Annotated in this window: 18 protein-coding genes; 14 read left to right on the top strand and 4 right to left on the bottom strand. The window is 64.9% G+C overall.

The window, feature by feature from the left end; translation table 11 throughout:
* Positions 1-205: 205 nt before the first annotated feature.
* Positions 206-2,971: an excinuclease ABC subunit UvrA gene (gene uvrA / locus DESFRDRAFT_RS10730; RefSeq protein WP_005993794.1), complete on the top strand. Its 2,766-nt coding sequence runs from the start codon at positions 206-208 to the stop codon at positions 2,969-2,971.
* 187 nt (positions 2,972-3,158) lie between these two features.
* Here the strand turns inward: uvrA and DESFRDRAFT_RS10725 are convergent, their stop codons facing one another.
* Together DESFRDRAFT_RS10725 and DESFRDRAFT_RS10720 are read right to left on the bottom strand one after the other, a co-directional pair.
* Positions 3,159-3,959, bottom strand: a complete 801-nt coding sequence (locus DESFRDRAFT_RS10725) for a 4Fe-4S binding protein (protein WP_005993793.1) — start codon at positions 3,957-3,959, stop codon at positions 3,159-3,161.
* Between the two features lie 78 nt (positions 3,960-4,037).
* Positions 4,038-4,214 (bottom strand): hypothetical protein, encoded by a 177-nt coding sequence (locus DESFRDRAFT_RS10720; RefSeq protein ID WP_005993792.1) that lies wholly within the window; start codon positions 4,212-4,214, stop codon positions 4,038-4,040.
* Positions 4,215-4,743: 529 nt separating this feature from the next.
* Here DESFRDRAFT_RS10720 and DESFRDRAFT_RS10710 point away from each other — a divergent pair.
* The 4 genes from DESFRDRAFT_RS10710 (at position 4,744) to purE (ending at position 11,741) form a co-directional block, all read left to right on the top strand.
* Positions 4,744-7,077 carry a methyl-accepting chemotaxis protein gene (locus DESFRDRAFT_RS10710; RefSeq protein ID WP_005993791.1) on the top strand — a complete coding sequence of 778 codons (2,334 nt, stop codon included), beginning with the start codon at positions 4,744-4,746 and terminating at the stop codon, positions 7,075-7,077.
* Between the two features lie 252 nt (positions 7,078-7,329).
* Positions 7,330-9,684 carry a methyl-accepting chemotaxis protein gene (locus DESFRDRAFT_RS10705; protein WP_005993790.1) on the top strand — a complete coding sequence of 785 codons (2,355 nt, stop codon included), beginning with the start codon at positions 7,330-7,332 and terminating at the stop codon, positions 9,682-9,684.
* A 287-nt stretch (positions 9,685-9,971) separates the two neighbouring features.
* On the top strand, positions 9,972-11,252 hold the full coding sequence (gene purD, locus DESFRDRAFT_RS10700) for a phosphoribosylamine--glycine ligase (protein WP_005993788.1): 1,281 nt from the start codon (positions 9,972-9,974) through the stop codon (positions 11,250-11,252).
* Complete coding sequence (purE, locus tag DESFRDRAFT_RS10695; RefSeq protein WP_005993786.1) at positions 11,253-11,741, top strand: 5-(carboxyamino)imidazole ribonucleotide mutase; 489 nt, start codon at positions 11,253-11,255, stop codon at positions 11,739-11,741. It begins immediately after the preceding gene.
* 233 nt (positions 11,742-11,974) lie between these two features.
* Here purE and DESFRDRAFT_RS10690 read toward each other — a convergent pair whose 3' ends face one another.
* Both DESFRDRAFT_RS10690 and DESFRDRAFT_RS10685 read right to left on the bottom strand, forming a co-directional pair.
* Positions 11,975-12,379, bottom strand: a complete 405-nt coding sequence (locus DESFRDRAFT_RS10690) for a MucR family transcriptional regulator (protein ID WP_005993782.1) — start codon at positions 12,377-12,379, stop codon at positions 11,975-11,977.
* A gap of 331 nt (positions 12,380-12,710) precedes the next feature.
* Positions 12,711-13,427: an EAL domain-containing protein gene (locus DESFRDRAFT_RS10685; protein WP_005993780.1), complete on the bottom strand. Its 717-nt coding sequence runs from the start codon at positions 13,425-13,427 to the stop codon at positions 12,711-12,713.
* Between the two features lie 425 nt (positions 13,428-13,852).
* Between DESFRDRAFT_RS10685 and DESFRDRAFT_RS10680 the strand changes: the two genes are divergently transcribed.
* The 9 genes from DESFRDRAFT_RS10680 (at position 13,853) to DESFRDRAFT_RS10640 (ending at position 22,941) form a co-directional block, all read left to right on the top strand.
* The gene (locus DESFRDRAFT_RS10680) at positions 13,853-15,184 is read left to right on the top strand and encodes a MiaB/RimO family radical SAM methylthiotransferase (RefSeq protein WP_043794580.1); all 1,332 of its coding nucleotides are present in this window, start codon (positions 13,853-13,855) and stop codon (positions 15,182-15,184) included.
* Positions 15,181-15,750, top strand: coding sequence for a DUF4416 family protein (locus DESFRDRAFT_RS10675; protein ID WP_005993774.1), 570 nt, complete (start codon positions 15,181-15,183; stop codon positions 15,748-15,750). The genes DESFRDRAFT_RS10680 and DESFRDRAFT_RS10675 overlap by 4 nt, the downstream gene beginning before the upstream one ends.
* 57 nt (positions 15,751-15,807) lie before the next feature.
* Positions 15,808-16,689: a YicC/YloC family endoribonuclease gene (locus tag DESFRDRAFT_RS10670; protein ID WP_005993773.1), complete on the top strand. Its 882-nt coding sequence runs from the start codon at positions 15,808-15,810 to the stop codon at positions 16,687-16,689.
* 88 nt (positions 16,690-16,777) lie between these two features.
* A complete protein-coding gene (locus tag DESFRDRAFT_RS10665) occupies positions 16,778-17,038 on the top strand; it encodes a DUF370 domain-containing protein (RefSeq protein ID WP_005993772.1) in 261 nt (86 codons plus the stop codon).
* Positions 17,028-17,657, top strand: a complete 630-nt coding sequence (gmk, locus tag DESFRDRAFT_RS10660) for a guanylate kinase (protein WP_005993771.1) — start codon at positions 17,028-17,030, stop codon at positions 17,655-17,657. Before DESFRDRAFT_RS10665 ends, gmk begins: the two co-directional genes overlap by 11 nt.
* 86 nt (positions 17,658-17,743) lie before the next feature.
* On the top strand, positions 17,744-18,655 hold the full coding sequence (locus tag DESFRDRAFT_RS10655) for a tetratricopeptide repeat protein (RefSeq protein WP_005993770.1): 912 nt from the start codon (positions 17,744-17,746) through the stop codon (positions 18,653-18,655).
* Positions 18,652-19,512: an HDOD domain-containing protein gene (locus tag DESFRDRAFT_RS10650; RefSeq protein ID WP_005993769.1), complete on the top strand. Its 861-nt coding sequence runs from the start codon at positions 18,652-18,654 to the stop codon at positions 19,510-19,512. The genes DESFRDRAFT_RS10655 and DESFRDRAFT_RS10650 overlap by 4 nt, the downstream gene beginning before the upstream one ends.
* A 58-nt stretch (positions 19,513-19,570) precedes the next feature.
* Complete coding sequence (gene recJ / locus DESFRDRAFT_RS10645) at positions 19,571-21,274, top strand: single-stranded-DNA-specific exonuclease RecJ (RefSeq protein WP_005993768.1); 1,704 nt, start codon at positions 19,571-19,573, stop codon at positions 21,272-21,274.
* Between the two features lie 188 nt (positions 21,275-21,462).
* Complete coding sequence (locus DESFRDRAFT_RS10640; RefSeq protein WP_005993767.1) at positions 21,463-22,941, top strand: outer membrane homotrimeric porin; 1,479 nt, start codon at positions 21,463-21,465, stop codon at positions 22,939-22,941.
* Positions 22,942-23,127 lie beyond the last annotated feature (186 nt).

Raw genomic sequence — 23,127 nt, 5'->3', positions numbered from 1 at the left:
CCTCTGGGGGCACCCCTTTCCTGAACCTTTTTAATTCTCATATGTTAGATCAATGACAATCCGTTCTCCCTTGAGGATCTTTGGAAGGAGGGGCCGGGGGATAAGCTTTCCGCAAGAAAGGTTTCCCCCGGCCGCCTCATAAGCCTTGCCTTTGTTCCATTCGGGCTTATTTTGCCTGTTTGCCGCGACGGCTTTTGGAGGCATGATGACCGAGGCTCCCCGTATCCACATTGAAGGCGCCCGCCAGCACAATCTCAAAAATCTTACGCTCGATATCCCCCGCGACAAGCTGGTGGTGGTGTGCGGCCCATCGGGGTCCGGCAAATCCACCCTGGCCTTCGACATCGTCTACGCCGAAGGCCAGCGGCGCTACGTGGAATCGCTTTCCGCCTACGCCCGGCAGTTTCTGCCCCAGATGGACAAGCCGCAGGTGGACAAGATCGAGGGGCTGTCCCCGGCCATCTCGCTGGAGCAGCAGACCGCCACGCGAAATCCCCGTTCCACCGTGGGCACGGTGACGGAGATTTACGACTTCCTGCGCGTGTTTTACGCGCGCCTGGGCAAGTCCCACTGCCCCAAGTGCGGCAAGCCCATCACCGCCCGCACGGCGGACGAGATCATAAACGACGTGCTGGCCTTTCCCGAGGGCTCGAAGATCCTGCTCCTGGCCCCCCTGGTCGAGCACCAGAAAGGCACCCATGCCGACCGCCTGAAAAAACTCAAGAGCCAGGGATTCGCCCGGGTGCGCATCGGCGGCGCGGTGGTGCCCCTCGAACCCCTGCCCGAGCTGGAAAAAAACAAGCGGCACAACATCGACCTGGTGGTGGACCGGCTGGTGGTGAAAGACGGCATCCGCTCGCGCCTGTCGGATTCGGTGGAGCTGGCCCTGGCCCAGGGCGACGGCCGTCTCGTCGTGGTCGACCACGAGGGCAAGACGGCCGACCGGGTCTTTTCCACAGCCTCGTCCTGCCCGGACTGCAAGATCAGCGTGCCCAAGCCCTCGCCCCAGCTTTTCTCCTTCAACAGCCCCCAGGGCGCTTGCCCGGCCTGCTCGGGCATCGGCGCGGTGGACTATTTCGAGCCGGCCCTGCTCGCCCCCAACAAGGGCCTGTCCCTGGCCACGGGCGGCATTTTGCCCTGGAAAAGCGAGCGCGCCCTGGCCCGTTACGCCCGCCGCCTGGAAAACCTGGGCGCGCGCCACGGATTCACCCTGGAAACGAAACTGGCCGACTTCTCCCCCGAAGCCCGGCAGGCGCTTTTCTACGGCGACAAGGAGTTCGGCTGGGACGGCGTGATCCATCTGCTGGAGCACGGCCAGTCCTTTGGTTCGGTCTGGCGCGACGAGCTGGCCCGCTTTCGCCAGTCCATGCCCTGCCCCACCTGCCAGGGCGCGCGGCTGCGGCCCGAATCGCTGGCCGTGCGGGTGGAGGAAAAAAATATCCACGAATTTTGTTCCATGCCCATCGACCGGGCGCTTTCGTGGCTGACGGACCTGCATTTCGCCGGCGCGGAGGCCCTGATCGCCGAACCGCTGCTCAAGGAGCTCACCCACCGCTTGAAGTTTCTCTCCGGCGTCGGGCTCGAGTACCTGTCGCTCTCGCGCAACATGGCCACGCTCTCCGGCGGCGAGGCCCAGCGCATCCGGCTCGCCGGCCAGCTCGGCTCGGGCCTCGTCGGCGTCACGTATGTCCTCGACGAACCGAGCATCGGGCTCCATCCCCGCGACAACGACCGGCTCCTCGGCACGCTGCGCCAGCTCCAAGGCCGCGGCAACACCGTGCTCGTGGTGGAGCACGACGAGGCCACCATCCGGAGTGCCGACCACGTCATCGAGCTTGGCCCGGGATCGGGACGCCTTGGCGGCGAGATCGTCTACCAGGGTTCCGTGGCCGGCATGCTGGCCGACAAAAAATCGCTTACCGGCAAGTACCTGCGTGGCGAGGCTGTGGCCCCCCGGCCCGAAACCCGTCGCCAGGGCGCGGACAAGCTCGTGCTTCGCGGAGTGACCACCAACAACTTGAAGGGGATCGACGCGGAAATCCCCCTGGGTTGCCTGGTGTGCGTCACCGGCGTTTCCGGCTCGGGCAAAAGCTCGCTGGTCATGGACACGCTCTACAAGCACCTGGCCCTGGCCAAGGGCATCAAGGTGGACGCGCCCGGGACCATCGCCGGCATCGAAGGGGCCGGGCTCGTCGAGAAAATCGTCAGCATCGACCAGACGCCCATCGGCCGCACGCCGCGATCCAACCCGGCCACCTACACCAAGGTTTTCGACGAAATCCGCGGGATCTTTTCCACCACCCCGGACGCCAAGCGGCGCGGCTTCAAGCCCGGCCGGTTCAGCTTCAACGTCAAGGGCGGACGCTGCGAGGCCTGCGGCGGCGACGGGCAGATCCGGGTGGAAATGCATTTTCTGCCGGATATCTACGTCACTTGCGAGGTCTGCGGCGGCCTGCGCTACAACCGCGAAACCCTCGACGTGCGCTACAAGGGGCTCAACATCGCCGAGGTGCTGGACCTGACCGTGCGCCAGGCGCGGGAGTTCTTCGAAAACTATCCGGTGCTCGACCGGCGGCTGGCCGTGCTCGAAGAGGTGGGGCTGGAATACCTGCGCCTGGGCCAGCCGGCCACCACCCTTTCCGGCGGCGAGGCCCAGCGCATCAAGATTTCGCGCGAACTCGGCAAGCGCAGCCTGCCCGGGGCGCTCTACATCCTCGACGAGCCGACCACGGGCCTGCACATGCAGGAGGTGGGCAAGCTGATCCTGGTGCTGCACAAGCTGGTGGACAAGGGCGCGAGCGTAGTGGTCATCGAGCACAACACCGACGTCGTGGCGGCGGCGGACCACGTCATCGACCTGGGTCCCGGCGGCGGCGAGGCCGGCGGACGCATCGTGGCCCAGGGCACGCCAGAGGAACTCATGGCCAACCCGGACTCGGTGACCGGCAGATTCCTGCCGGGAGGAAAATAAAAGACCTGGGGGGAAACCTTTCTGAAGAAAGGTTATCCCCCCCAGGCCCCCTTTCCAAAGACTTTTACCGGTGACGGCGTATTATCGCGAAGAGCCTGTCACCATTAAAAGTTTTTGGGAGGGGAGAGCGCGAGAGGGGAACCCTTTTTTCAAAAAGGGTTCCCCTCTCGCATCCTCTTTCCCCTTCCTAAACAAAATACTCCGGCGCTTTCCTGTCCTTGCAGTTGGTGGCCAGCCGCGTGGCGATGGCCTGTATGGACGCATCGGTCATCACCCGGGCTCCGGTCGGGCAGCCCTTCACGCAGGCGCAGCAGCGGATGCAGGCCGCCTTGTCCGTGACCACGCCGCTGTCTTCCAGGTGCACGCAGCCCACGGGGCAGGCCGTGACGCACTGGCCGCAGCGCTCGCATTCGTCGGCCACGGTCTCCGGGGCAAGGCCGCCCGTTGTCGCGCCATCCCGGTACGGCATGTTTCCCGGCACGATCAGCGGGTCCATGGCCGCAGTCCCCGGCGCGGCGGCCAGCTTGGCGGCCACGGCCTGGCCGAATTCCCGGGCCAGGCGCAGATCGGCCGCGTCCGGGCGTCCCACGGCAACCGGCGTGGCCGGGGTCGAGAAGGAATGTTCGCCAATGAACGCGCCGGCCCCGATCGGAAAAAAACCAAGCTCCACGGCCAGGTTGGACAGCTCCAAAAGCGCGTCCTCATAGGCCCTGTTGCCGTAGACAACGAACAACACGGCCGGGCCGCCCTTGCCCCGCAACGGACGCAGACGCCGCACCGCCTCGGCCGGCAGCCGGCCGGCATAGACCGGCGCGCCGATGACGGTCAGCACGCCGCTGTCGCAGACGCCCTGGGCCTGGGCCTTCGGCCGCGTCAGATCGACTCTTTCGGCCTCGGGCCAGCCAAGGCCCTGGGCAATGCCCTCCAGGACCTTCTGGGTGGTCCCGGTCGGCGAGAAAGAAAAAAACTTCGCCGCATCGATACGCATCGTTCCCTCCGCGCCTCCGTGACGCACCCGCCAGGCTGCCCAGCCCTCCGATCGGACCGGGCGCACCGCCCCGCCGGGTTACAGATCATCCTTGTCGTCCTTGTTGTCCTTGTCGATCTTTCCGGTCAGCCAATAGTCGATGGGATTGCTCTTGCCCGGATGGCGGTCCCGGTAGTTCTTGGCCCGTCTGTTGAAATACATCAGAATGACGAAGCCGAGGGCGATAAAGACGAGCAGGAAAGCGCCGTTGCTCATGAGGGCCTCCTGGATGATGGGACAGGTCGCGCGTGAGGCATCTGTTTGTCATTTTCTAGCGCAGCCCGCCCCCCCTGTACAGCCCGACGCCGGTTATGCGCCATACGGACGTAGCCGTCCTTTCCCAGAAGCCGGACGATCGCGCGCTTCCCCGGGCCATAGCGCCGTTTCCATTCCGCGCCGCATGGCCGCCAATCCCAGCCCTCCCCATATAAAACTCCTCCCTGCCGGGGAGACAACCCTCCATTCCCGTTCCATTGTGCTTTGTTGAAAACCTTATGCCGCCATGGCGGCATAGTAGGGAAAAAGCCTCAGCGGCACTTTAGGCTTTGACCTTCGAATGACTTCCGGTAATTCTAAGCCAACTCTTTGCTTAAAGAACTCTCCACTACGACAACAACGCCTATAGAACACACTATATATCAATAACACACGCTGCGTGAGGCCCCACGACATGTCCCCATAGTTTTTTTTGCTTTGCAACCGATAGGCATTGATATTCCCCGCTGCATATCCAAGGAGGTAGACCATGCGCCGCATCGGCATCAACGCCGTGTTGACCATCGCTGTCGTTATCTCGCTTTTTGCCGGCATCGCCGCATTGATCGTGTACGTCTCCATATCGACGTTCTCCATCTCGACAACATTGGAAAAAAACGCCCTTCAGCAGTCGGCGAAAAGCTCGGCCGATGTCCTCGGAATGTTTATCGAAAACATGAAGGATGCCGCTGAGAATCTCGCCACCCTCCCGACCATGACCGAGGCTTTAAACGGTTCTCCGGAACGCGCCCGCAATTTGTTTAAAATTTATATCAACAATTCCGATAGCCTGCACTCCGCCATACTCCTCGGAGCCGACGGCAAGCCCGTGGCCGGCGCGATCAAGGGCGGCAGCGCCCTGGCCGCCTCGTATGCCGACAGAGACTACTTCAAGGCCGTCATGGCGGGCCAGAAGGCTTTCGTGAGCAACAAGCTCATCAAGGGCAAGAGCAGCGGGGCCATGGTGTTCGTTGTGGCCCAGGCCGTGACGGATGCTGGCGGCAAGACCGTGGGCGTCATCATCCTGTGCCCGGATTGGCTGAAGTTCACCAAGAAATACATCGATCCCGTCCGATTCGGAAAAACCGGTTATGGATTCATCTATGACACCGAGGGCTATACCATCGCCCATGCCCTGGACAAATCACGGATTCTTTCCACGACGATCGATCGGACCCGGGGACAGCAGGCGGCGCGGCTCAAAAACGGCATCATCGATTACAAGTTCAAGGGCGAAACAAAGTACATGGCCGTGGCCGAGGTTCCCCAGACGGGCTGGACGGTCTGCATGTCCGCCGCGGAATCCGAGATGTCGAACCTGGCCGCCGGACAGCGCGACATTCTGCTCCTGGTCGGCGTGATCGTGCTGCTTGTCGTTGCGGCCGTCATCATCGTCTTCAACAAGCTGGTGGTGCTCTCGCCGTTGACGGCCATCGGCCGGTTCACCGAAAAGGTCGCGGGCGGCGACCTGACCGCGCGCCTCTCCTGTAACTTCAGGTTCGAGCTGGCCGAACTGGCGACAAACCTCGAGAGCATGGTGGCGGAGCTCAAAAACAAGCTCAGCTTCTCCGAGGGCGTCATGAAGGGCATCCCCACCCCCTGCGGCATCGTGGCCCCGGACTGCACCATGCTCTGGATCAACGAACAGATGTGTGGGCTGCTGGAGAAACCCAACGCGCCGGAAAGCTACAAAGGACAGCGCTCGGGCCAATTCTTCCTGAACGATGCGACCAAGGAAACCCGTTCGGACCGGGCCATCAGCGAACGCCGCGTCATCACCGCCCAAAGCGAATACACCACTCCGTCGGGCAAGAACCTGCATGTGAGCGTCATCACGACGCCGTTTTACGACATGGACGGCAACGTGCTCGGATCGATCTCGTTTTGGACCGACCAGACGGAAATCTACGAGCAACAGGAGCGCATCGCCGCCCAGAACGCGCTGATGGCCGACGCCGCGTCCAAGGCCGCCGTCACCTCGGACCGCATGGCCTCGGCCTCCCAGGAGCTTTCGGCCCAGATCGAACAGGCCAACCAGGGGGCCCAGGAACAAAACAACCGCGTCCAGGACACGGTCACGGCCGTGGAGGAGATGAACGCCACCATCCTGGAAGTGGCCAAAAACGCCGGCGATACCGCCCAGGACGCCCAGACGGCCAAAGACAAGGCCCGCGAAGGGGCCGATCTCGTGGTCAAGGTGGTCGCTGCCGTGGGCACGGTCAGCGACGCCTCGGCCAGGCTCAAAGCCAACATGCGCGAGCTTGGCGAGCAGGCCCACGGCATCGGCGCGGTGCTCGGCGTCATTTCCGACATCGCCGACCAGACGAACCTGCTCGCCCTCAATGCCGCCATCGAGGCCGCCCGGGCCGGCGAGGCCGGACGCGGCTTCGCCGTGGTCGCCGACGAGGTCAGGAAGCTGGCCGAAAAGACCATGCACGCGACCAAGGAGGTCGGCGAGGCCATCACCGGCATCCAGCAGGGCACCACCGAGACGGAACGCATGATGGACGAGGCGGCCGAAGCGGTCGGGCAGGCCACCGCCCTGGCCGAGAGCTCGGGCGCGGCGCTCACCGAGATCGTCTCCGTGGTCGAGGCCGCCGGCGATCAGGTCCGGGCCATCGCCACCGCCGCCGAGCAGCAATCGGCCACATCTGAGGAGATCAACCGCTCCATCGAGGCCATAAGCCGCATCGCCGCCGAAACCGCCGACGCCATGGGGCAATCCGCCCAGGCCGTTGCCGAAATGGCCGCCCAGGCCGAAAGCCTGAGCGCCCTGGTGGCGGAAATAAGCGGCAGCGGTCAAACCGCCGCCCTGCCCGAATAACGCGAAAAGGCGTCTCCAACGACGCGGTAACGCCCGCGCGGTCCGGCTCTTCCGGATCGCGCGGGCGTTTTTTTCACGAGCCAGACTGTCCCACGCGCGTGCTTCTTTCCGTGTCGTTAATCCATATACCGTTGTCACTATTGCCACAGTTTACTGTTTTCGGATACGTTTCTTTCGGTTTAGCAACAAACAACGAACCCTCTTCAGGAACGTGGCACCGAAGCCACACGGCTTTCATACCGGGAGGCACCCATGCGCAGGGGCAGCGTCAACACGGTTCTCACCTTGCTCGTGGCCGGCTTCGTGCTGGCCGCCATCCTCATCCTGGTGATCTATGTTTCCCGTTCCTCCTACCGCATGGCCACCGACCTCGAGCAGGGTTCCCTGATCCAGATGGCCAAGTCCTCGACCCGGACCCTGGAACTCTATCTCCAGGACGCGGCCGATGTGGCCAGGGCGCTGGCCACCCAGGACGCGGTGGTGGCCGGGCTGTCCGGCGATCCGAATCGAGCCAGGGAACGCTTCCACAACTATATCGAAAGCTACGGCAACTATTGGGCCATCTTCGCCTTCGACGACAAGGGCATGATCGTGGCCGGCTTCAACGCCGCCGGCAAGGACATGGCCGGCGGCAGCCGGGCCGACCGCAGCTATGTGCGGGGCGTGCTCGCCGGCAAGGATATGGTCTTCACCAACAAGGTCCTGAGCGCCCGCAGCGGCGAAACCCTTATCTTCGTCGTGGCCAAGGCCGTGCGCTCCAAGGACGGGAAACTCCTCGGCGGCGTGGCCGTGTGCCCCAAATGGAACTTCTTCACCAAGGACTTCATCGATCCCCTGCGCTTCGGGCATCGCGGCTACGGATTCGTCATCGACGCCTCGGGCGTCATCATCGCCCATGCCACCGACAAAAGCGTCCTGCTGAAAAACCTGTCGGACCAGCCCTTCATCCGGCAGGCCCTGGAGCAAAAAAACGGCCTCGTCTCTTACGAATGGAAAGGCGAACGCAAATACATGGCCGTAAGCCAGGTGCCGGCGACGGACTGGCTGGTGTGCATGACCGCCTACGAATCCGAGATGACGGCCCTGGCCACCAGCCAACGCAACATGCTGCTCGTCATCGGCGGGCTGGTCCTGGTGGCGGTGGTTGTCGGCATCACCCTGGCCAACCGGACCCTGGTGCTGCGGCCGCTTATGAAAGTGGAGCATTTCACGGAGGCGGTCACGGGGGGCGATCTTGGCGCGCGCCTGTCCGGGAAATTCCGGTTCGAGCTGGCCGGGCTGGCCCGAAATCTCGAACGCATGGTGGCGGAGCTGAAAAACAAGCTCGGCTTCGCCGAAGGCGTCCTCAACAGTTTGCCCCTCCCCTCCACCATTCTTGATGCGGATTGCAAAATCCTCTGGGTCAACCAGCATTCCTGCGACCTGTTGGAAAAAAAGGACACGCCGGCGTCTTACGTGGGCATGTCCTCAGGGCAGTTTATTCTGGGCGACAGCCAAAAAAGCCCGATCGTCGATAAAGCCGTCACAGAAAAAATCAAGATCGCCACAACCACGGACTTGGTCGCCCCTTCCGGAAAGACATATCACATCGCGGTGGACGCCTCGCCTATCTACGACATGGATGGGAACTTTCTTGGCGGCATGGTCTTTTGGACCGATATGACCGCCGTCAAACTCCAACAACAACAGATCGAAGCGCAAAATGCCGCCATCTCCGACGCCGCTTCCAGAGCGGCCGTCGCCTCGGACCGCATGGCCTCGGCCTCCCAGGAACTTTCGGCCCAGATCGAGCAGGCCAACCAGGGGGCCCAGGAACAAAACAACCGCGTCCAGGACACGGTCACGGCCGTGGAGGAAATGAACGCCACCATCCTGGAAGTGGCCAAAAACGCCGGCGACACCGCCCAGGGCGCCGAGACGACACGGGACAAGGCCCGCGAGGGGGCCGACCTTGTGGTCAAAGTGGTCGCCGCCGTGGGCACGGTCAGCGAGGCGGCGGCCAAGCTCAAGGCCAACATGCGCGGGCTTGGCGAACAGGCCCACGGCATCGGCGCGGTGCTCGGCGTCATCTCCGACATCGCCGACCAGACGAACCTGCTCGCCCTCAATGCCGCCATCGAGGCCGCCCGGGCCGGCGAGGCCGGACGCGGCTTCGCCGTGGTCGCCGACGAGGTCAGGAAGCTGGCCGAAAAGACCATGCACGCGACCAAGGAGGTCGGCGAGGCCATCACCGGCATCCAGCAGGGCACCACCGAGACGGAACGCATGATGGACGAGGCGGCCGAAGCGGTCGGGCAGGCCACCGCCCTGGCCGAACGCTCGGGCGCGGCGCTCACCGAAATCGTCTCCGTGGTCGAGACCGCCGGCGACCAGATCCGGGCCATCGCCACCGCCGCCGAACAACAGTCGGCCACATCGGAGGAGATCAACCGCTCCATCGAGGCCATAAGCCGCATCGCCGCCGAAACCGCCGACGCCATGGGGCAATCCGCCCAGGCCGTCGCCGAAATGGCCGCCCAGGCCGAAAGCCTGAGCGCCCTGGTGGCGGAAATAAGCGGCAGCGGCCAAACCGCCGCCCTGCCGGCCGCATCGCCCGCGCTTGCATGACGGACGCCGCCGCCGGGGACGTTCGCGTCCCCGGCGGCGGTTTGCTTTTTGCGGACATTGCGGCTAATTTTCCGCCTCTGGCTGCGGACGCGGCGCAGGCGGCAAGACGCCATCGCTCCCCCGCGCAAGGCGGATACGAGGTTGCGTCATCCCCCTGGCGCGCGCTCCGAAAAGCGGCCGTACACGAGGGCATCGAGCCCCGGCAAGACGTATCCCGCGCGGATGCGCCACCCCTTCCCGGGGCCGTCGGGGCCATCTTCCTTTTTCGTGCATCAAGGAGGCGCTGCATGCGCATACTGGTGGTCGGCTCGGGCGGACGCGAGCACGCCCTGGCCCGCACGCTTGTCAAAAGTCCCGATGTTTCGGCCGTCCTGGCCGCCCCGGGCAATGGCGGCACAGCCGCTGTCGGCGAAAACGTTCCGGTCGCCGACACGGATGTGCCCGGACTTGTGGCCCTGGCCAAGGATCGGGGCGTGGATTTCGTGGTGACCGGACCGGAAGCGCCGCTGGTGGCGGGGGTGCGGGAAGCCATGGAATCGGCCGGGGTGGCCTGCTTCGGGCCGGACGCCTACGCGGCCGGGCTCGAGGGCAGCAAAGCCTTTGCCAAGGAGGTCATGGCCGCCGCAGGCGTGCCCACCGCCGCCTATGAAACCTTCACCGACGCCAAGGCGGCCAGGGCCTACATCGAGGGGCTGGGCAAGCCGGTGGTGGTCAAGGCCGACGGCCTGGCCGCCGGCAAGGGCGTCACCGTGGCCCATGACCCGGCCGAGGCCCTTGCCGCCGTGGACGAGGCGCTGGTAAAGGGCGTCTTCGGCCAGGCCGGGGCCAAGGTGGTGGTCGAGGAGCTGCTCGTCGGCGAGGAGGCCTCGTTTCTGGCCTTTTGCGACGGCAAAACGGCCGTGCCCATGACCGCCTGCCAGGACCACAAGGCCGTCTTCGACGGCGACCGTGGCCCCAATACCGGCGGCATGGGGGCCTATTGCCCGGCGCCGGTGCTGCCGGCGAAGGACTACGCCGCGACCTGCGAACTGGTCATCGACCCCATTTTGCGCGAGATGGAAAAGCGAGGCCATCCGTTCACCGGCATCCTCTACGCCGGACTCATGATGACCGAGGCCGGCCCCAAGGTGCTCGAATACAACGTGCGCTTCGGCGACCCGGAATGCCAGCCGCTCCTGACCCGCCTCGACAGCCCGCTGCCGCCGATCCTGGCCGCCTGCCGGGCCGGAACGCTGACGCCGGATCTCGTGCGCTGGTCGCCCAGAAGCGCCCTGTGCGTGGTCATGGCCGCGCCGGGCTATCCCGGCAGCTACCCCAAGGGCATGGCCATAACGGGCATCGAGGCGGCCGAGGCCGATCCGGCCGTCACCGTCTACCAGGCCGGAACCAGGCGCGAAGGGAGCGGCATCGTGACTTCCGGCGGACGGGTGCTCGGCGTGACGGCCCTTGGCGACTCCTTGGCCACGGCCAAGGACGCCGCCTATGCCGCCTGCGCCAAAATCGATTTCAGGGGAGCCTTTTACCGCCGCGACATCGGCGACAAGGGCCTCAAACGGGAGGAACGCTAAATGCGCGTCGCCATATTCATCGGTTCGATCTCCGACGAGGAGAAGATGCGTCCTTGTTCCAAGGTGCTCGACTCGCTCGGCATCGAACACCGCTTCACCGTCACCTCGGCCCACCGCACCGTGGAGCGCACCGAACGGCTGATCAGCGAATGCGAGGGGGCCGGGTGCCAGGTGTTCATCTGCGCCGCCGGACTGGCCGCCCACCTGGCCGGGGCCGTGGCGGCCCGCACGGTCAAGCCCGTCATCGGCGTGCCGCTTTCCGCCTCGGGCTCGGCCCTTGGCGGCCTGGACGCCATGCTGTCCACGGTGCAGATGCCCCCGGGGTTTCCGGTGGCCACGGTCGCCCTGGACGGCGCCGGCGCGAAAAACGCCGCCTGGCTGGCCGCCTCCATCCTGGCCCTGGGCGATCCGTCCCTGGTCGAGCGCATCAAGGCCGCCCGCGAAGGTTTCGCCAAGGATGTGGAAACCGCCGCGGCCAAACTGCGCTAACCGCCTCCCCCCCTTTTTTTCCCGGCCGGCCGCACCCTCCGGCCTGGCCGGCCGGGAAAACCCGATGCCGCGCCAGCGGAGGCGCATCGCCGCATTCCGCTTCGAATCCACGCGACACAAAAATGAGTTTCCTGATATTTCGCTCTCTTTCAAAGCATGACTGACGGCAACCTCTCGCGCAAAAAAAAGCCCGGATGTTCTCCGGGCTTTAGCGAATGCGACATGGGCAGGCGCTAGTTCTTCACGCGCTTTTCCCACAGCCTCATCTCTTTCATCTTCTTGCGGCGTTCGCGTTGCAGCTCCTTGCACACAAGCGGCATGCCCTTGGGGTATCCCCACTTCTCGCGGTAGGTGTCCGGCGTAAGCCCGAACTTGCTCAAATGCTTCTTGGTGAGGATCTTGAACGACTTGCCGGACTCCAGACAAATGATGCTGCGCTCGCGCACGGCTTTTTTCGGATCGACGGGCGGCGTGGGGGCCTCGGCTTCGCCGCCCGGTATGGCGGTCCCGGCGGAGACAATACCGCGGATGTCGTCAGAGAGCCGCCGCACCATGGAGGTGATTTCCTCTTCGGTCATGTTGCGAACACTGGCCTGCGCCTTGACGATCTCCAACGCTTCTTTCAGAAAGTCTTCCATAGCCTCTCCTTCATAACGATATATGTTAACAACATCTTCATGCTGTTGCTCTAAACATACAATACGGGGATATGCAAGGCAAGTTAAAAAAAATACAGACTTTGTCATGGCTTATCTTTTCGACACCACAGCCTCTGCAAGCGACAAGAAAGACCGGCGCTGCGATATGCCCAGCGTCGCTTGGATAATACAATACACAACGTGCCCGAAGACGCCTGCTACGGGATGGTTTGCCTCGGCAGGCAAGAGCTCACAAGATATCAGTAGGCCGCATGCGACATGTCGTGCCGCATCGCAGCCGATAAGACAAAAAACCGTAGCTGCCCGGCGCTTACGGCCGGAAAGGCTCCGGTATACGGTCTGTAATGTCTTTGCGCCAATAGCCCTGGATATAGCGAACGCCAAGGCGCTTGTATTCCTGCCGCTGTCCGCCGGAGCTGACGTCCTCGACCGCTACGTCCATAAGCAGGTTGTCGGCGAAAGCCAACACCGAGGCCAGAACCTCCTGGCGCTTGGCCCTGTCCCAATGCCAGGGCATGCGCCTGGGGGCCACGCGCAGAATATCGGCCGGCAGCATTTCCATGAAGCGCGCCGGCGGGTTCTCGAGGTCGAAGCCGTCGAGCAGAATGCGCGCTCCGGCCCGCTTGCAATCAAGCAGCAGATCCAGAGCCCGGCCAGGATCGCCGCAAAGCCCGGTCACGTCGAACATCAAAATCGCGCGGCCGGGGTCGAGGCCGAGGCTGGCGGCGATCCGCCCCGGATCGAGGGACAGGTCGCAACGCACCAGATGGGCGGCCGCGTCCCGGATGTCGGCCATATCCGCCTCCAGGGCGGACAGCCATTCGATGGGGCCGTCCACGCGACGCTCCGGCAGCCCGATTCCGGCATGTTGCGCCTGCACGGATTCTATGCCGGCGACATCGCCGGTCCCTAGATCCACAAGTGTCCGGAAAAATATGCCGACGCCCCAGGACAGGGGAAGGGCGATGTCCCGCCCGGAAAAAACGGTCGGGGAATACAACGTGGGGATGTCGAAAGTGCGTGCCATGGTTCTTGTCATTCCTTAGCCCGAACTCCTTTTCAAAAACCAGTCCAACTAAATCATTATATATTTCAGTAGAATAAAGTAAAGCGATAATCCTTTTTTCAAGAAAAAGCCCAATTGGATGCGTCTCTATCCTCTTTCCAGGACAAAATTCCAGTACAACCCTTTTATCCCGGAAGACCCGTTAAATGGGTCAACACCCCCAAGGACGCCGTAAGAAGCCTCTGGCGCAACTCCTCCGGCAACCGCCACACCGTCAAGGCCATATACGCGCTGAAACCGGCCAACACGACGATATCATAGGCTATCATTACCCGCTTATGCATGAGGTCCTCCCGAGGGAATGTTTTTCCCCTTCGCTTTGCATGAGCAAGAGGCGTTCCCGGACGCCATGGACTGTGCCGGCGGGCTTTGGTATGCGCGCGGGCATGCCGCAGTTTCCTTTCGACGACTCCAAACGTTTTTCGCTCACGACCCTTGGCTGCAAGGTGAACCAGTACGAAAGCCGCGCCCTGGCCGAAGCCTGGGAAAAGGCGGGGCTCTCACGCGTGGACGACCCGGCGGCGGCCGATGTGGCCGTGCTGGTCACCTGCGCCGTCACCGCCCGGGCCGAGGCCGAAAGCCGCCGGCTGGCCCGCCAGCTCGCCCGCCAGATCAACCCACAGGCGCGCCCGGGGGCCCGGGCCGTGGTCACCGGCTGCGCCGCCGTGGTCGCCCCGGACGCCTTTGCGGCGCTTGGCGTCATCGTCGTCCCGGACAAGGCCGGCCTGGCCCGACGCCCCTTTGGCCCGGACGACGCCGCGCCCCGGGCCGACGCGGTTTTTCCCGACCTTGCCGTCACCGGCTACGACCGGGCGCGCGGGCTGGTCAAAATCCAGGACGGCTGCTCCCACGGCTGTTCCTACTGCATCGTGCCTTCCGGCCGGGGAGCCTCGGTTTCCCGCCCCTTCCCCGACATCCTGGCCGAGGCTATACGGCTCATTACGGCCGGGCACCGGGAGATCGGCCTCACCGGCATCAACCTCGGCCACTACGGCCGCGACCTGGAGGCGCCGGCGTCCTTCTGGGACCTGCTCGCCGCCCTGGACGACGCCCTGGCGCCGCGCTACGGCGACACGGTCCGGCTGCGCCTGGGGTCCCTCGACCCGGCCATGCTGACCGAGGAAGGACTTTCCGTTCTGGCCGCAGCCCGGCTGGTCTGCCCGCATCTGCATATTTCCCTGCAAAGCGCCGACCCAGAAGTACTCGTCGCCATGGGCCGCCGGGCGGACGACGCGAACCGGGTGTCCTCTTTTGTGGATGCAATACGTATAAAATGGCCGACCTTCGGCCTGGGCTGCGATGTACTGACCGGTTTTCCGGGAGAATCCGACGCCGCCTTCGGTCGCACCAGGGACTTTCTCTCCGGTTTGCCGCTGACCTACGCCCATGTCTTTCCCTATTCCCGCCGGCCCGGCACCCGGGCGGCGGCCATGGCCGGGCAACTGTCCAAGGCGGTCAAGACCGAGCGGGCCAGGGAACTGCGGGAACTGGCCGCAGCCAAAAAAGCCGCCTTTCGCGAACGCCTGTCCCGCGAGGCGCGCGTCGTCGTGGCTCTGGAACGCCACGATCCGGCTGTCGGCACCTGTGGCCAGTACGTCGATTGCCGCTTCGACGCGCCCGTCGCCGCCCCGCTCGGCGCGCTCGTGCGCGCCCGTCCGGTCGGCCGTGACGGCGACCTCCTGCTCGTGGCCCCGCTCGAGGCCGGGGCCGGGGCATGAGCACGCCCCACGAGCCCCTGCCGGGCAAGCTCGTCTGCTCGGTGCTGGCCGCCGACCACGACGCCTTGTGGCCGGGGTACGGACCGGCCTTGCAAGCGCGCTTCGGTCCGGTGGAGCTGGCCACCCAGGCCACGCCCTTCACCTTCACCGACTATTATGACGCCGAGCTGCGGGGACCGCTTAGCCGGCGCATGCTGGTCTTCGCCAACCTCCTTCCCCAGGGGGGACTGCGCGCGGCCAAGCTTTTCACCAACGACCTGGAGCGGACGCTCGCTCGCCCCGACGGGAGCCGCCGGGTCAACTTCGACCCCGGGCTTGTGACCAACGAACGGCTGGTTTTGGCCACGGGCAAGAACTTCACCCACCGCCTCTATCTCGGGGACGGCATTTTCGGCGATCTGACGCTTGTCTTTCAGGCAGGCTCCTGGCAAACCCTGCCCTGGACATTTCCCGACTACGCTTCCCTGGAAATGCTGGCGATCCTGACCGACATCCGCCGCCGCTACCGCCGGGACCTCCGGGAGGGCCGCGCGGCCGGCCTCGCGAACAAGGCTTTACCCGAATGATTTTCCTCATGAAAATCCCGACGTATTTTTCATGAGCACAGTATGAAAGGAGCCTCCATGCCCAATAGCATGACCGGATACGGCAAAAGCCGTCTGGAATCCGACGCCTTCACCCAGGTTTGGGAAGTGCGCGCCGTCAACAGCCGTTTTCTGGACCTCAAGTGGCGGCTGCCGCTTTTCCTGCGCCCGAGCGAACCGGCGCTGGAAAAAGTGGTGCGCGAGGCCGTGGCCCGGGGCCGGCTGGAAATCCATCTGGAATTCACGCCCAAGCGCGCGGACATGTGGAAGGCCCGGCTCGATACGGGGCTGGCCGGGGCCATGCTCGACGAGCTGGCCGCCTTCGCCAAGGAGCGCGAGGTGCCTTTCGCCCCGGACATAAACCGCCTGCTCTCCCTGTCCCATCTCTGGCAGGAGGAGGCCGTGGAACCGGACCCGAACCTGTTCGTCACCCTGGCCGACGGCCTGCGCCAGGCTCTGGCCGACTTCAACGAGGCCCGGGCCCGGGAAGGCGCGGCCCTGGCCGAAGATCTGCTCGCCCGGTTCGCCACGCTCAAATCCTGGCGCGATGCCATCGACGCGCTGACCCCGACGGTCAAGGCCGAAAAGCTGGACCAGCTCGTGGAACGGATCACGACCGTGCTGGAAAAGGCCGGCGTGGAGCCGACCCAGGACCGTCTGCTCCAGGAAACGGCTATTTTGGCCGACAAGCTCGACGTCTCCGAGGAGATGACGCGCCTGGCCGGCCATCTGGAGCGGCTGGAGGGGCTCGTGCGGGATGGCGGCGAAATCGGCAAGAAGCTCGATTTCCTGATCCAGGAAGCCTTCCGCGAGATCAACACCTGCGGCAACAAGGCCCAGAACCTGGACATCAGCCGGCTGGTGGTGGACTTCAAGGCGGAGCTGGAAAAGGTGCGCGAGCAGGTGCAGAACCTGGAATAGGAACGGGCTTTTGCTTTGCCCGCTTTTTCCGATATATCCGCTTTAACCGGCGACGTCGTCGCCCACGTTTCGTGTCCGAGGTGAGGCCATGCGCCAAACGCTGCTCAATATCGGTTTCGGCAACTACGTCGCTGCGTCCCGCGTCACGGCCATCGTCAATCCCGCGTCCTCGCCCATGCGACGCCTTCGCGAGGACGCCCGGGCCGAAAAGCGCCTCATCGACGCGACCCAGGGCCGCAAAACCCGCGCCATCATCATCACCGATTCCAACCACGTGATTCTTTCCGGCATCCAGGCCGAGACCCTGGGAGCCCGTTTCGCCGTGGAGGAGGACGCCAATGCCGTCTAAACGATTGGGACTTTTCATGGTGGTCTGCGCTCCGTCCGGGGCGGGCAAGTCCACGCTGATCAAAAGGCTGTGCGCCGAATTTCCCGTGCTGTCCTTTTCCGTTTCCGCCACCACCCGTCCGCCGCGCCCCGGCGAGGTGGACGGGGTGCACTACCATTTCCTCACCCGCGAGACCTTCATCGCCTGGCGCGAGGCCGGCAAACTGGCCGAATGGGCCGAGGTCCACGGCAATTTCTACGGCACGCCCCTGGAACCGGTGCGCCAGGCCCTGGAAGCCGGGCGCGACGTGCTCTTCGACGTGGACGTCCAGGGAGCGGCCCAGCTGCGCCAAAGCCTCGGCCAGGGAGCCTACGTCTTCATCCTCCCGCCGTCCCGGGCCGAACTGTCCCGCCGCCTGTCCGGCCGAGGCACGGATTCGCCGGAAGTGGTGGCCGGCAGGCTCGCCGCCGCGTCCAGGGAAATCGCCCAGGCGCCCCTTTTCGACTACTGGGTGGAAAACGCCGAGCTGGAAACGGCTTACGCCGACTTGCGCGCCGTTTACATGGCCGAGCGCCGCCGGCCCCGCTGCCACCCCCACCTGATCCCCGAACTGCTGGCCCAGTGGGATGCGGCCATCTGATCCGGGCGATTCCTTCTTGCGCGTTGACCCGGCTGTCGCTTTCCGGTTAAATTGAAAAAAAATTCCAGCCGGATCGCCCAAACGCCATGACCGAACAACACGAAAACGACCACGCCAACGGAGCCTCGTCTGCAACGGACGCCGCCGGCAAGCCCCGCGAGCGCATCAAGGGCATTTTTTCCACCCAGGCCATCCAGAAGGTGGGCACGGGCACCACCACCCGCCGCACCATCCAGAAGATGTACTGGTTCGTGGAGGAGGACACGGGCGGATCTTTGGAAATCCAGCCGCTCAACAAAAATTACGTCCCCTCCGGCCCCAAACGCCGCATCACCCTGGAAGAGTTGCTGGAAAAATTCTCCCCGGAGCCGGAATTCTACGTCTCCACGGTCTACCCGAGGCTGCGCGAACTCAACATGGTCATCCAGAAGGGCGAGCGGCACCGGGAGAAAGGCGAGATATTCAGCGCCGAGCTGGAATTCGGCCAGGCCCTGGCCGTGGACGAGGAGAACATCCGGGCCAATTTCGGCCTGGGACTGACCTACCTCGACCGGGGCGAGGCCAACAAGGCCGACGACATCTTCAAGCGTTTGGTGCGCCTCGACGCCGCCTTCGAAAAGGACCACAAGCACCTGTTCAACGAGTTCGGCATCAACCTGCGCAAGAACAAAATGGTCGACCAGGCGCTCACCTATTACCAGCGGGCCGAGGAACTGGCCATCCGCGACGACAACCTGATGTTCAACATCGCCAGGGCCTTCTTTGACAAGAAGGAGTACGCCAAGACCATGGAGTACCTGCAAAAGGCCCTGGCCCTGAACCCCGAAAACGCCGAATCCCGACGGTTTGCCGCCTTTCTCGAGGAAAAGGGCCTGGCCAAGGCGGGCGCCGTGCCGTCGCAATCCCCCGCCTCGCCCCCCGCCTCGCCCCCCGCCTCGCCCCCCGCCGAGGCCAATGCCGATGCCGACTCCGGGGATCCGGCGGACGAGGCGTCATGAATCAGGAACGGGCGCAACGGTTTCTGCTTGAGCTGCCCGCCGTCCGCGACGACCTGCCTTTCTCCCCGGCCCTGCTCACCCGACTGTTCCGCCTGACCGATGAAAACGGCGCCTCGCCCCTCGAGGCCATCGCCGACGCCATCGCCGAGGACCAGGGCCTTTCGGCCCGGATGCTGGGACTCGCCAATTCCGCTTTTTACGGCTTGCAGGCCGAGGTCGGCACGGTGGCCCGGGCCGTGGCCGTGCTCGGGCTTCGGGAAGTGCGCGGCCTGATCCTGGCGCTCGGCATGCGCGGACTGGCCTCGGCCCGCCCCCTGCCTCCGGGCTTCGCCCTTTCCCCCTATCTCGAGCACCAGCTCTCGGTTGCCGTGGCGGCCATGGAACTGGCCCGGGAAACCGGCGTCATGGACCCGGACGACGCCTTCACCGCCGGCGTGCTCCACGACCTTGGCAAGCTCATCACGGCCCTGTACCGGCCGGACGACTGGCTGGCCGAGGCGCGCCTCGTCGCGGCGGGCCCACTGGCCTGGCACGAGGCCGAGGAGCTCCACTGGGGCCTGGACCACGGCCTGATCGGGGCCATGGTGCTCGCCTCCTGGAACCTGCCGCCGAGGCTCACCGAACCCGTCAACTGGCACCACGCCCCGGACGCCGCCCCGGAGCATTCCGAGCCCTGCCGGCTGCTGGGCTTGGCCGACGCTTGCGTGCACGAGCGCACCGGACACCCCCTTCCCGACGGGGACCGGATCGCCCCCTTGGCCCCCGGCGTCGGCATCAAGCCGGACACGGCCCGGGAGGCGACCGACTCGGCCCTGGCCGCGCGCCAGCCCGGGCTTTTGGCCGCCGCGCTCGCCTGAGTCCCCCTTGCCTTGCCCGGCCGGCCCGGGCATCATCGTTTTTTCCTTCGGAGTGATCGTGCCCAAACGCTGGATTTTCCCCACCGCCGATGTCGCGCCTCAAACGGCCGACGTCCTGGCCGACGCCCTCGGCGTCTCCCCGACCCTGGCCGCCCTGCTTTACCGGCGCGGCCTGACCACCGCCGAAGCCATGGACGCCTACCTGTCCCCGGGCCTGCGCCGCCTCATGGCCCCCGGCGCGATCCCGGGCATGGACGCGGCGGCCGCGCTTTTGGCCCAAAGCCTCGCCCAGGGCAAGAAGGTGGCCGTCTGGGGCGATTACGACGTGGACGGCATCACGGCCACGGCGCTGCTCGTGGACTTCCTGCGCGAGCGCGGCTACGCCCCGCTCTGGCGGCTGCCCGAGCGGGCGGCCGAGGGCTACGGCCTCAACATCCCCGGCATCGAAGCGCTCGCGGGCGAGGGCGCGCAGGTCCTGGTCACCGTGGACTGCGGCATCGGCGGCGTGGAGGCCGTGGCCCGGGCCAAGGAACTGGGCCTTGCCGTCATCGTCACCGACCACCACCTGCCCGGGCCCGAACTGCCGCCGGCCGACGCCGTGGTCGATCCCAAGCTCGCCGACGGCCCGGGAACCGATCTGGCGGGAGTTGGCGTGGCCTTTTTCCTGGTCGCCGCCATCAACCGGCTCTTGCCCGGGGAGCCAAGCGACGTGCGCCGCCTGCTCGACCTTGTGGCGCTCGGCACCCTGGCCGACGTGGTGCCCCTTCGCGGCCCCAACCGCATCCTGGCCAAAAACGGCCTGCTCCTTCTGGCCGAGGCGCGCCGTCCCGGCGTCCATGCCCTGAAGGAAGTCAGCGGGCACAACCCCAAGGCGACCCTCGGCGCGTCCCAGGTGACCTTCGGCCTGGCCCCCCGCATCAACGCCGCCGGCCGCATGGGCCGCCCCGACGCGGCCCTCGACCTGCTCCTCGCCCCGGACCTCGACGTGGCCCGGCCCCTCGCCGCCGACCTCGACGCGGAAAACGCCCGCCGCCGGGCCGAGGAGGACGCCATCCTGACCGAGGCGCTGGCCCAGGCCGATGCCAGTCCGAACGGCCACGGCCTGACCCTGTTCGCGCCGCACTGGCACCAGGGCGTCATCGGCATCGTGGCCTCGCGGGTGGCCGAGCGCCGCTACCGCCCGACGCTGATCCTCACCGCCGACGAGGCCAAGGGCGTGCTCAAGGGCTCGGGCCGCTCCATCCCGGAATGCGACCTGCACGGGCTTTTGACCGAAATACAGGATGTGTTGCGCACCTTCGGCGGGCATCGGCAGGCGGCGGGCCTGTCCATCGAACCGGACAATCTGGCGCTTTTGACCCGCCGTTTCGACGAGGCGGCGGCCAGGGCCCTTGGCCCCACCCTGCCGACGCCTTCGCTGACCGTGGACGCCGAGCTTGCCTTCGACGGAGTCACGGCGACGTTTATCCGGGAAATCGGGTTGATGGAGCCCTTCGGCTGCGGCAACCCCGAGCCGGTCTTCGCCTCGCCGCCGGTGTCGGTGGTGGCCACGAGGCCCTTCGGACAAAATCACGTCGCCCTGACTCTGCGCGATCCCGGAGCCGGCATCACCCTGCGCGGCAAGGGCTGGGGCATGGCCGGCGAAGTGGGGACCCGGCCGAAGGGGGCAACGGTGCGCGTCGCCTTCTCGCCGAAGATCACCTATTTCTCCGGTGTGCCCGAGATCGAGTTACGATTGCGCGACGTCGGCGGCGCGTCTTGAGAAATATGTTACCGATCTGTAATGCTGCATCCAATAATTTCAATTGATTAGCTACATAACCCTTCTTGCCCAAGCTTGTAACAAAGGCGTAGCCTGACGACCGCCGTGCCTGGACTTGGCTTCGCCAGCCGGGTCCAGCGTGGCGGCCGTTCGGTGTGGACCGCATTTCCGCAAAGGAGGAAGGATTTATGAAACGTTTAGGCCTGTTGGCCATCGCGCTCGCCCTTGTGGCGGGCAGCGTCGTGGCCGCGTCCGCCGCCACAGAAGTGAAGATGACGGGCGACGCGTTCGTGTATGGCACGTTTAACGCCAACCAGAACTTCACCGGCTGGAGCACCGGCTCCTGGAACAACAACTCCGGTTCCTACACCCCTGCCGGCACCCAGACCGAAGACCGGTTCCAGATCTGGGAACGCTTTCGCCTGCGTTCCGACTTCGTCGCCAACGAAGCCGTGAAATTCAGACTGGGCATCAAGATCCAGGACACCTGGGGCCATGGCACCTTCACCGCCGCCAACCCGGAAGTGGCCATCCAGGTCTACCAGGCCTACCTGCAGTTCAAGCTGCCGGGCTGCGCCGCCGAAGTGACCGCCGGTCTCCAGGACCTGTCCCTGCCTGAAAACGCCTTCTTCACGGATTCAGTGGTGTTCGGCGGCGACCGCGCCGCGGCCCTGGTGATCAACGCGCCGTTGATCGACAACACCCTGGCCGTCACCGCCGGCTTCGCCCGCATGCTGGATAGAAACCGTACCTACGACACCACCACCACCCAGGTGGCCGATGAGCTGGACGCCTATTTCCTGGCCCTGCCCATCACCCTGGACGGTTTCAAGGCCACCCCGTGGGGCGCCGTCGCCGTGGCCGGTCGTGACGCCAACTACTTCACCGCCGGTTCCTACGGCCCCAACTCGAGCTTCGCCGACAGCCTGCTGTCCGCCGGCACGTTCATGGCCCCGTCCGGTTTCCGCAACGCCCAGAACGCCTACTGGTGGGCCGGCGGCACCTTCGAGGTCACCGCACTTGACCCGGTCAAGCTCTACGCCGACGTGATCTACGGCGCCGGCAACAAGAACGACCGCAAGAAGAACAGCCGCGAAGGCTGGTTCATCGACGCCGGCGCGGAATACACCGGCTTCGACGTCGTGACCCCGCAGGTCTTCGCCTGGTGGTCCACCGGTGAGGACAAGTCCACCCGCAACGGCTCCGAGCGCATGCCTTCGATCCTGTCCAACTGGGGTCCGGGCAACAGCTTCCTGTTCGACTGCTCCCAGGACCTGGTCAAGCAGGGCAACATGGGCGTCAACCCCATCGGCTCCATGGGCCTCGGCGCTTCGCTCAACAACATCAGCTTCATCGAGAAGCTCAGCAACCGCCTGACCTTCGTGTACTTGCGCGGCAACAACTCGGCCAAGGCCATCCGCTACCTGAACACCTACATGGGCAGCAACCCCTACTTCACCATGGGGCGTGACCTGACCGACAACGAGTACATCGTCAGCGCCAACTTCGACACGACCTATCAGATCTACGAGAACTTGGCCGCCGTCATGGAGACCGGCTGGGCCCACGGCGAGTTCCAGAGCAGTGTCTGGGGCCACCGTCTGGCCGAGAAGTCCCGTGAGGGCGACGCCTGGAAGGTCGCTTTCGGCCTGACCTACAAGTTCTAGCGAAAGGCATCCCACCAACGGCCACAAGGCCGGGGTCTCGTGACCCCGGCCTTTTTTTTATTTAATGACTACGGATTATAACGGCGACTTTGGCACGGCGCGTAAAAAAATTTAAACTTTTACGAAAAAAACGCTCTTTTGGGGTTGCAATTATGTAATTCTTCTCATAGTCGTGAGATGGAACGG

The sequence above is a fragment of the Solidesulfovibrio fructosivorans JJ] genome (assembly GCF_000179555.1).
Classification (GTDB): Bacteria; Desulfobacterota; Desulfovibrionia; order Desulfovibrionales; family Desulfovibrionaceae; genus Solidesulfovibrio; species Solidesulfovibrio fructosivorans.
Note: the sequence above shows the minus strand (reverse complement) of the source record. Positions and strands in the feature narration are given on the sequence as shown.

Excerpts from the sequence above, each read along its gene's own strand:
- uvrA (WP_005993794.1), top strand. The coding sequence starts at position 206 with ATGACCGAGGCTCCCCGTATCCACATTGAAGGCGCCCGCCAGCACAAT.
- DESFRDRAFT_RS10655 (WP_005993770.1), top strand. The coding sequence starts at position 17,744 with ATGACCGAACAACACGAAAACGACCACGCCAACGGAGCCTCGTCTGCA.
- DESFRDRAFT_RS10725 (WP_005993793.1), bottom strand. The coding sequence starts at position 3,959 with ATGCGTATCGATGCGGCGAAGTTTTTTTCTTTCTCGCCGACCGGGACC.
- DESFRDRAFT_RS10650 (WP_005993769.1), top strand. The coding sequence starts at position 18,652 with ATGAATCAGGAACGGGCGCAACGGTTTCTGCTTGAGCTGCCCGCCGTC.
- purE (WP_005993786.1), top strand. The coding sequence starts at position 11,253 with ATGCGCGTCGCCATATTCATCGGTTCGATCTCCGACGAGGAGAAGATG.
- DESFRDRAFT_RS10675 (WP_005993774.1), top strand. The coding sequence starts at position 15,181 with ATGAGCACGCCCCACGAGCCCCTGCCGGGCAAGCTCGTCTGCTCGGTG.
- DESFRDRAFT_RS10685 (WP_005993780.1), bottom strand. The coding sequence starts at position 13,427 with ATGGCACGCACTTTCGACATCCCCACGTTGTATTCCCCGACCGTTTTT.
- DESFRDRAFT_RS10665 (WP_005993772.1), top strand. The coding sequence starts at position 16,778 with ATGCGCCAAACGCTGCTCAATATCGGTTTCGGCAACTACGTCGCTGCG.
- gmk (WP_005993771.1), top strand. The coding sequence starts at position 17,028 with ATGCCGTCTAAACGATTGGGACTTTTCATGGTGGTCTGCGCTCCGTCC.
- DESFRDRAFT_RS10720 (WP_005993792.1), bottom strand. The coding sequence starts at position 4,214 with ATGAGCAACGGCGCTTTCCTGCTCGTCTTTATCGCCCTCGGCTTCGTC.
- DESFRDRAFT_RS10690 (WP_005993782.1), bottom strand. The coding sequence starts at position 12,379 with ATGGAAGACTTTCTGAAAGAAGCGTTGGAGATCGTCAAGGCGCAGGCC.
- DESFRDRAFT_RS10640 (WP_005993767.1), top strand. The coding sequence starts at position 21,463 with ATGAAACGTTTAGGCCTGTTGGCCATCGCGCTCGCCCTTGTGGCGGGC.
- DESFRDRAFT_RS10705 (WP_005993790.1), top strand. The coding sequence starts at position 7,330 with ATGCGCAGGGGCAGCGTCAACACGGTTCTCACCTTGCTCGTGGCCGGC.
- DESFRDRAFT_RS10710 (WP_005993791.1), top strand. The coding sequence starts at position 4,744 with ATGCGCCGCATCGGCATCAACGCCGTGTTGACCATCGCTGTCGTTATC.
- DESFRDRAFT_RS10670 (WP_005993773.1), top strand. The coding sequence starts at position 15,808 with ATGCCCAATAGCATGACCGGATACGGCAAAAGCCGTCTGGAATCCGAC.
- DESFRDRAFT_RS10680 (WP_043794580.1), top strand. The coding sequence starts at position 13,853 with ATGCCGCAGTTTCCTTTCGACGACTCCAAACGTTTTTCGCTCACGACC.
- purD (WP_005993788.1), top strand. The coding sequence starts at position 9,972 with ATGCGCATACTGGTGGTCGGCTCGGGCGGACGCGAGCACGCCCTGGCC.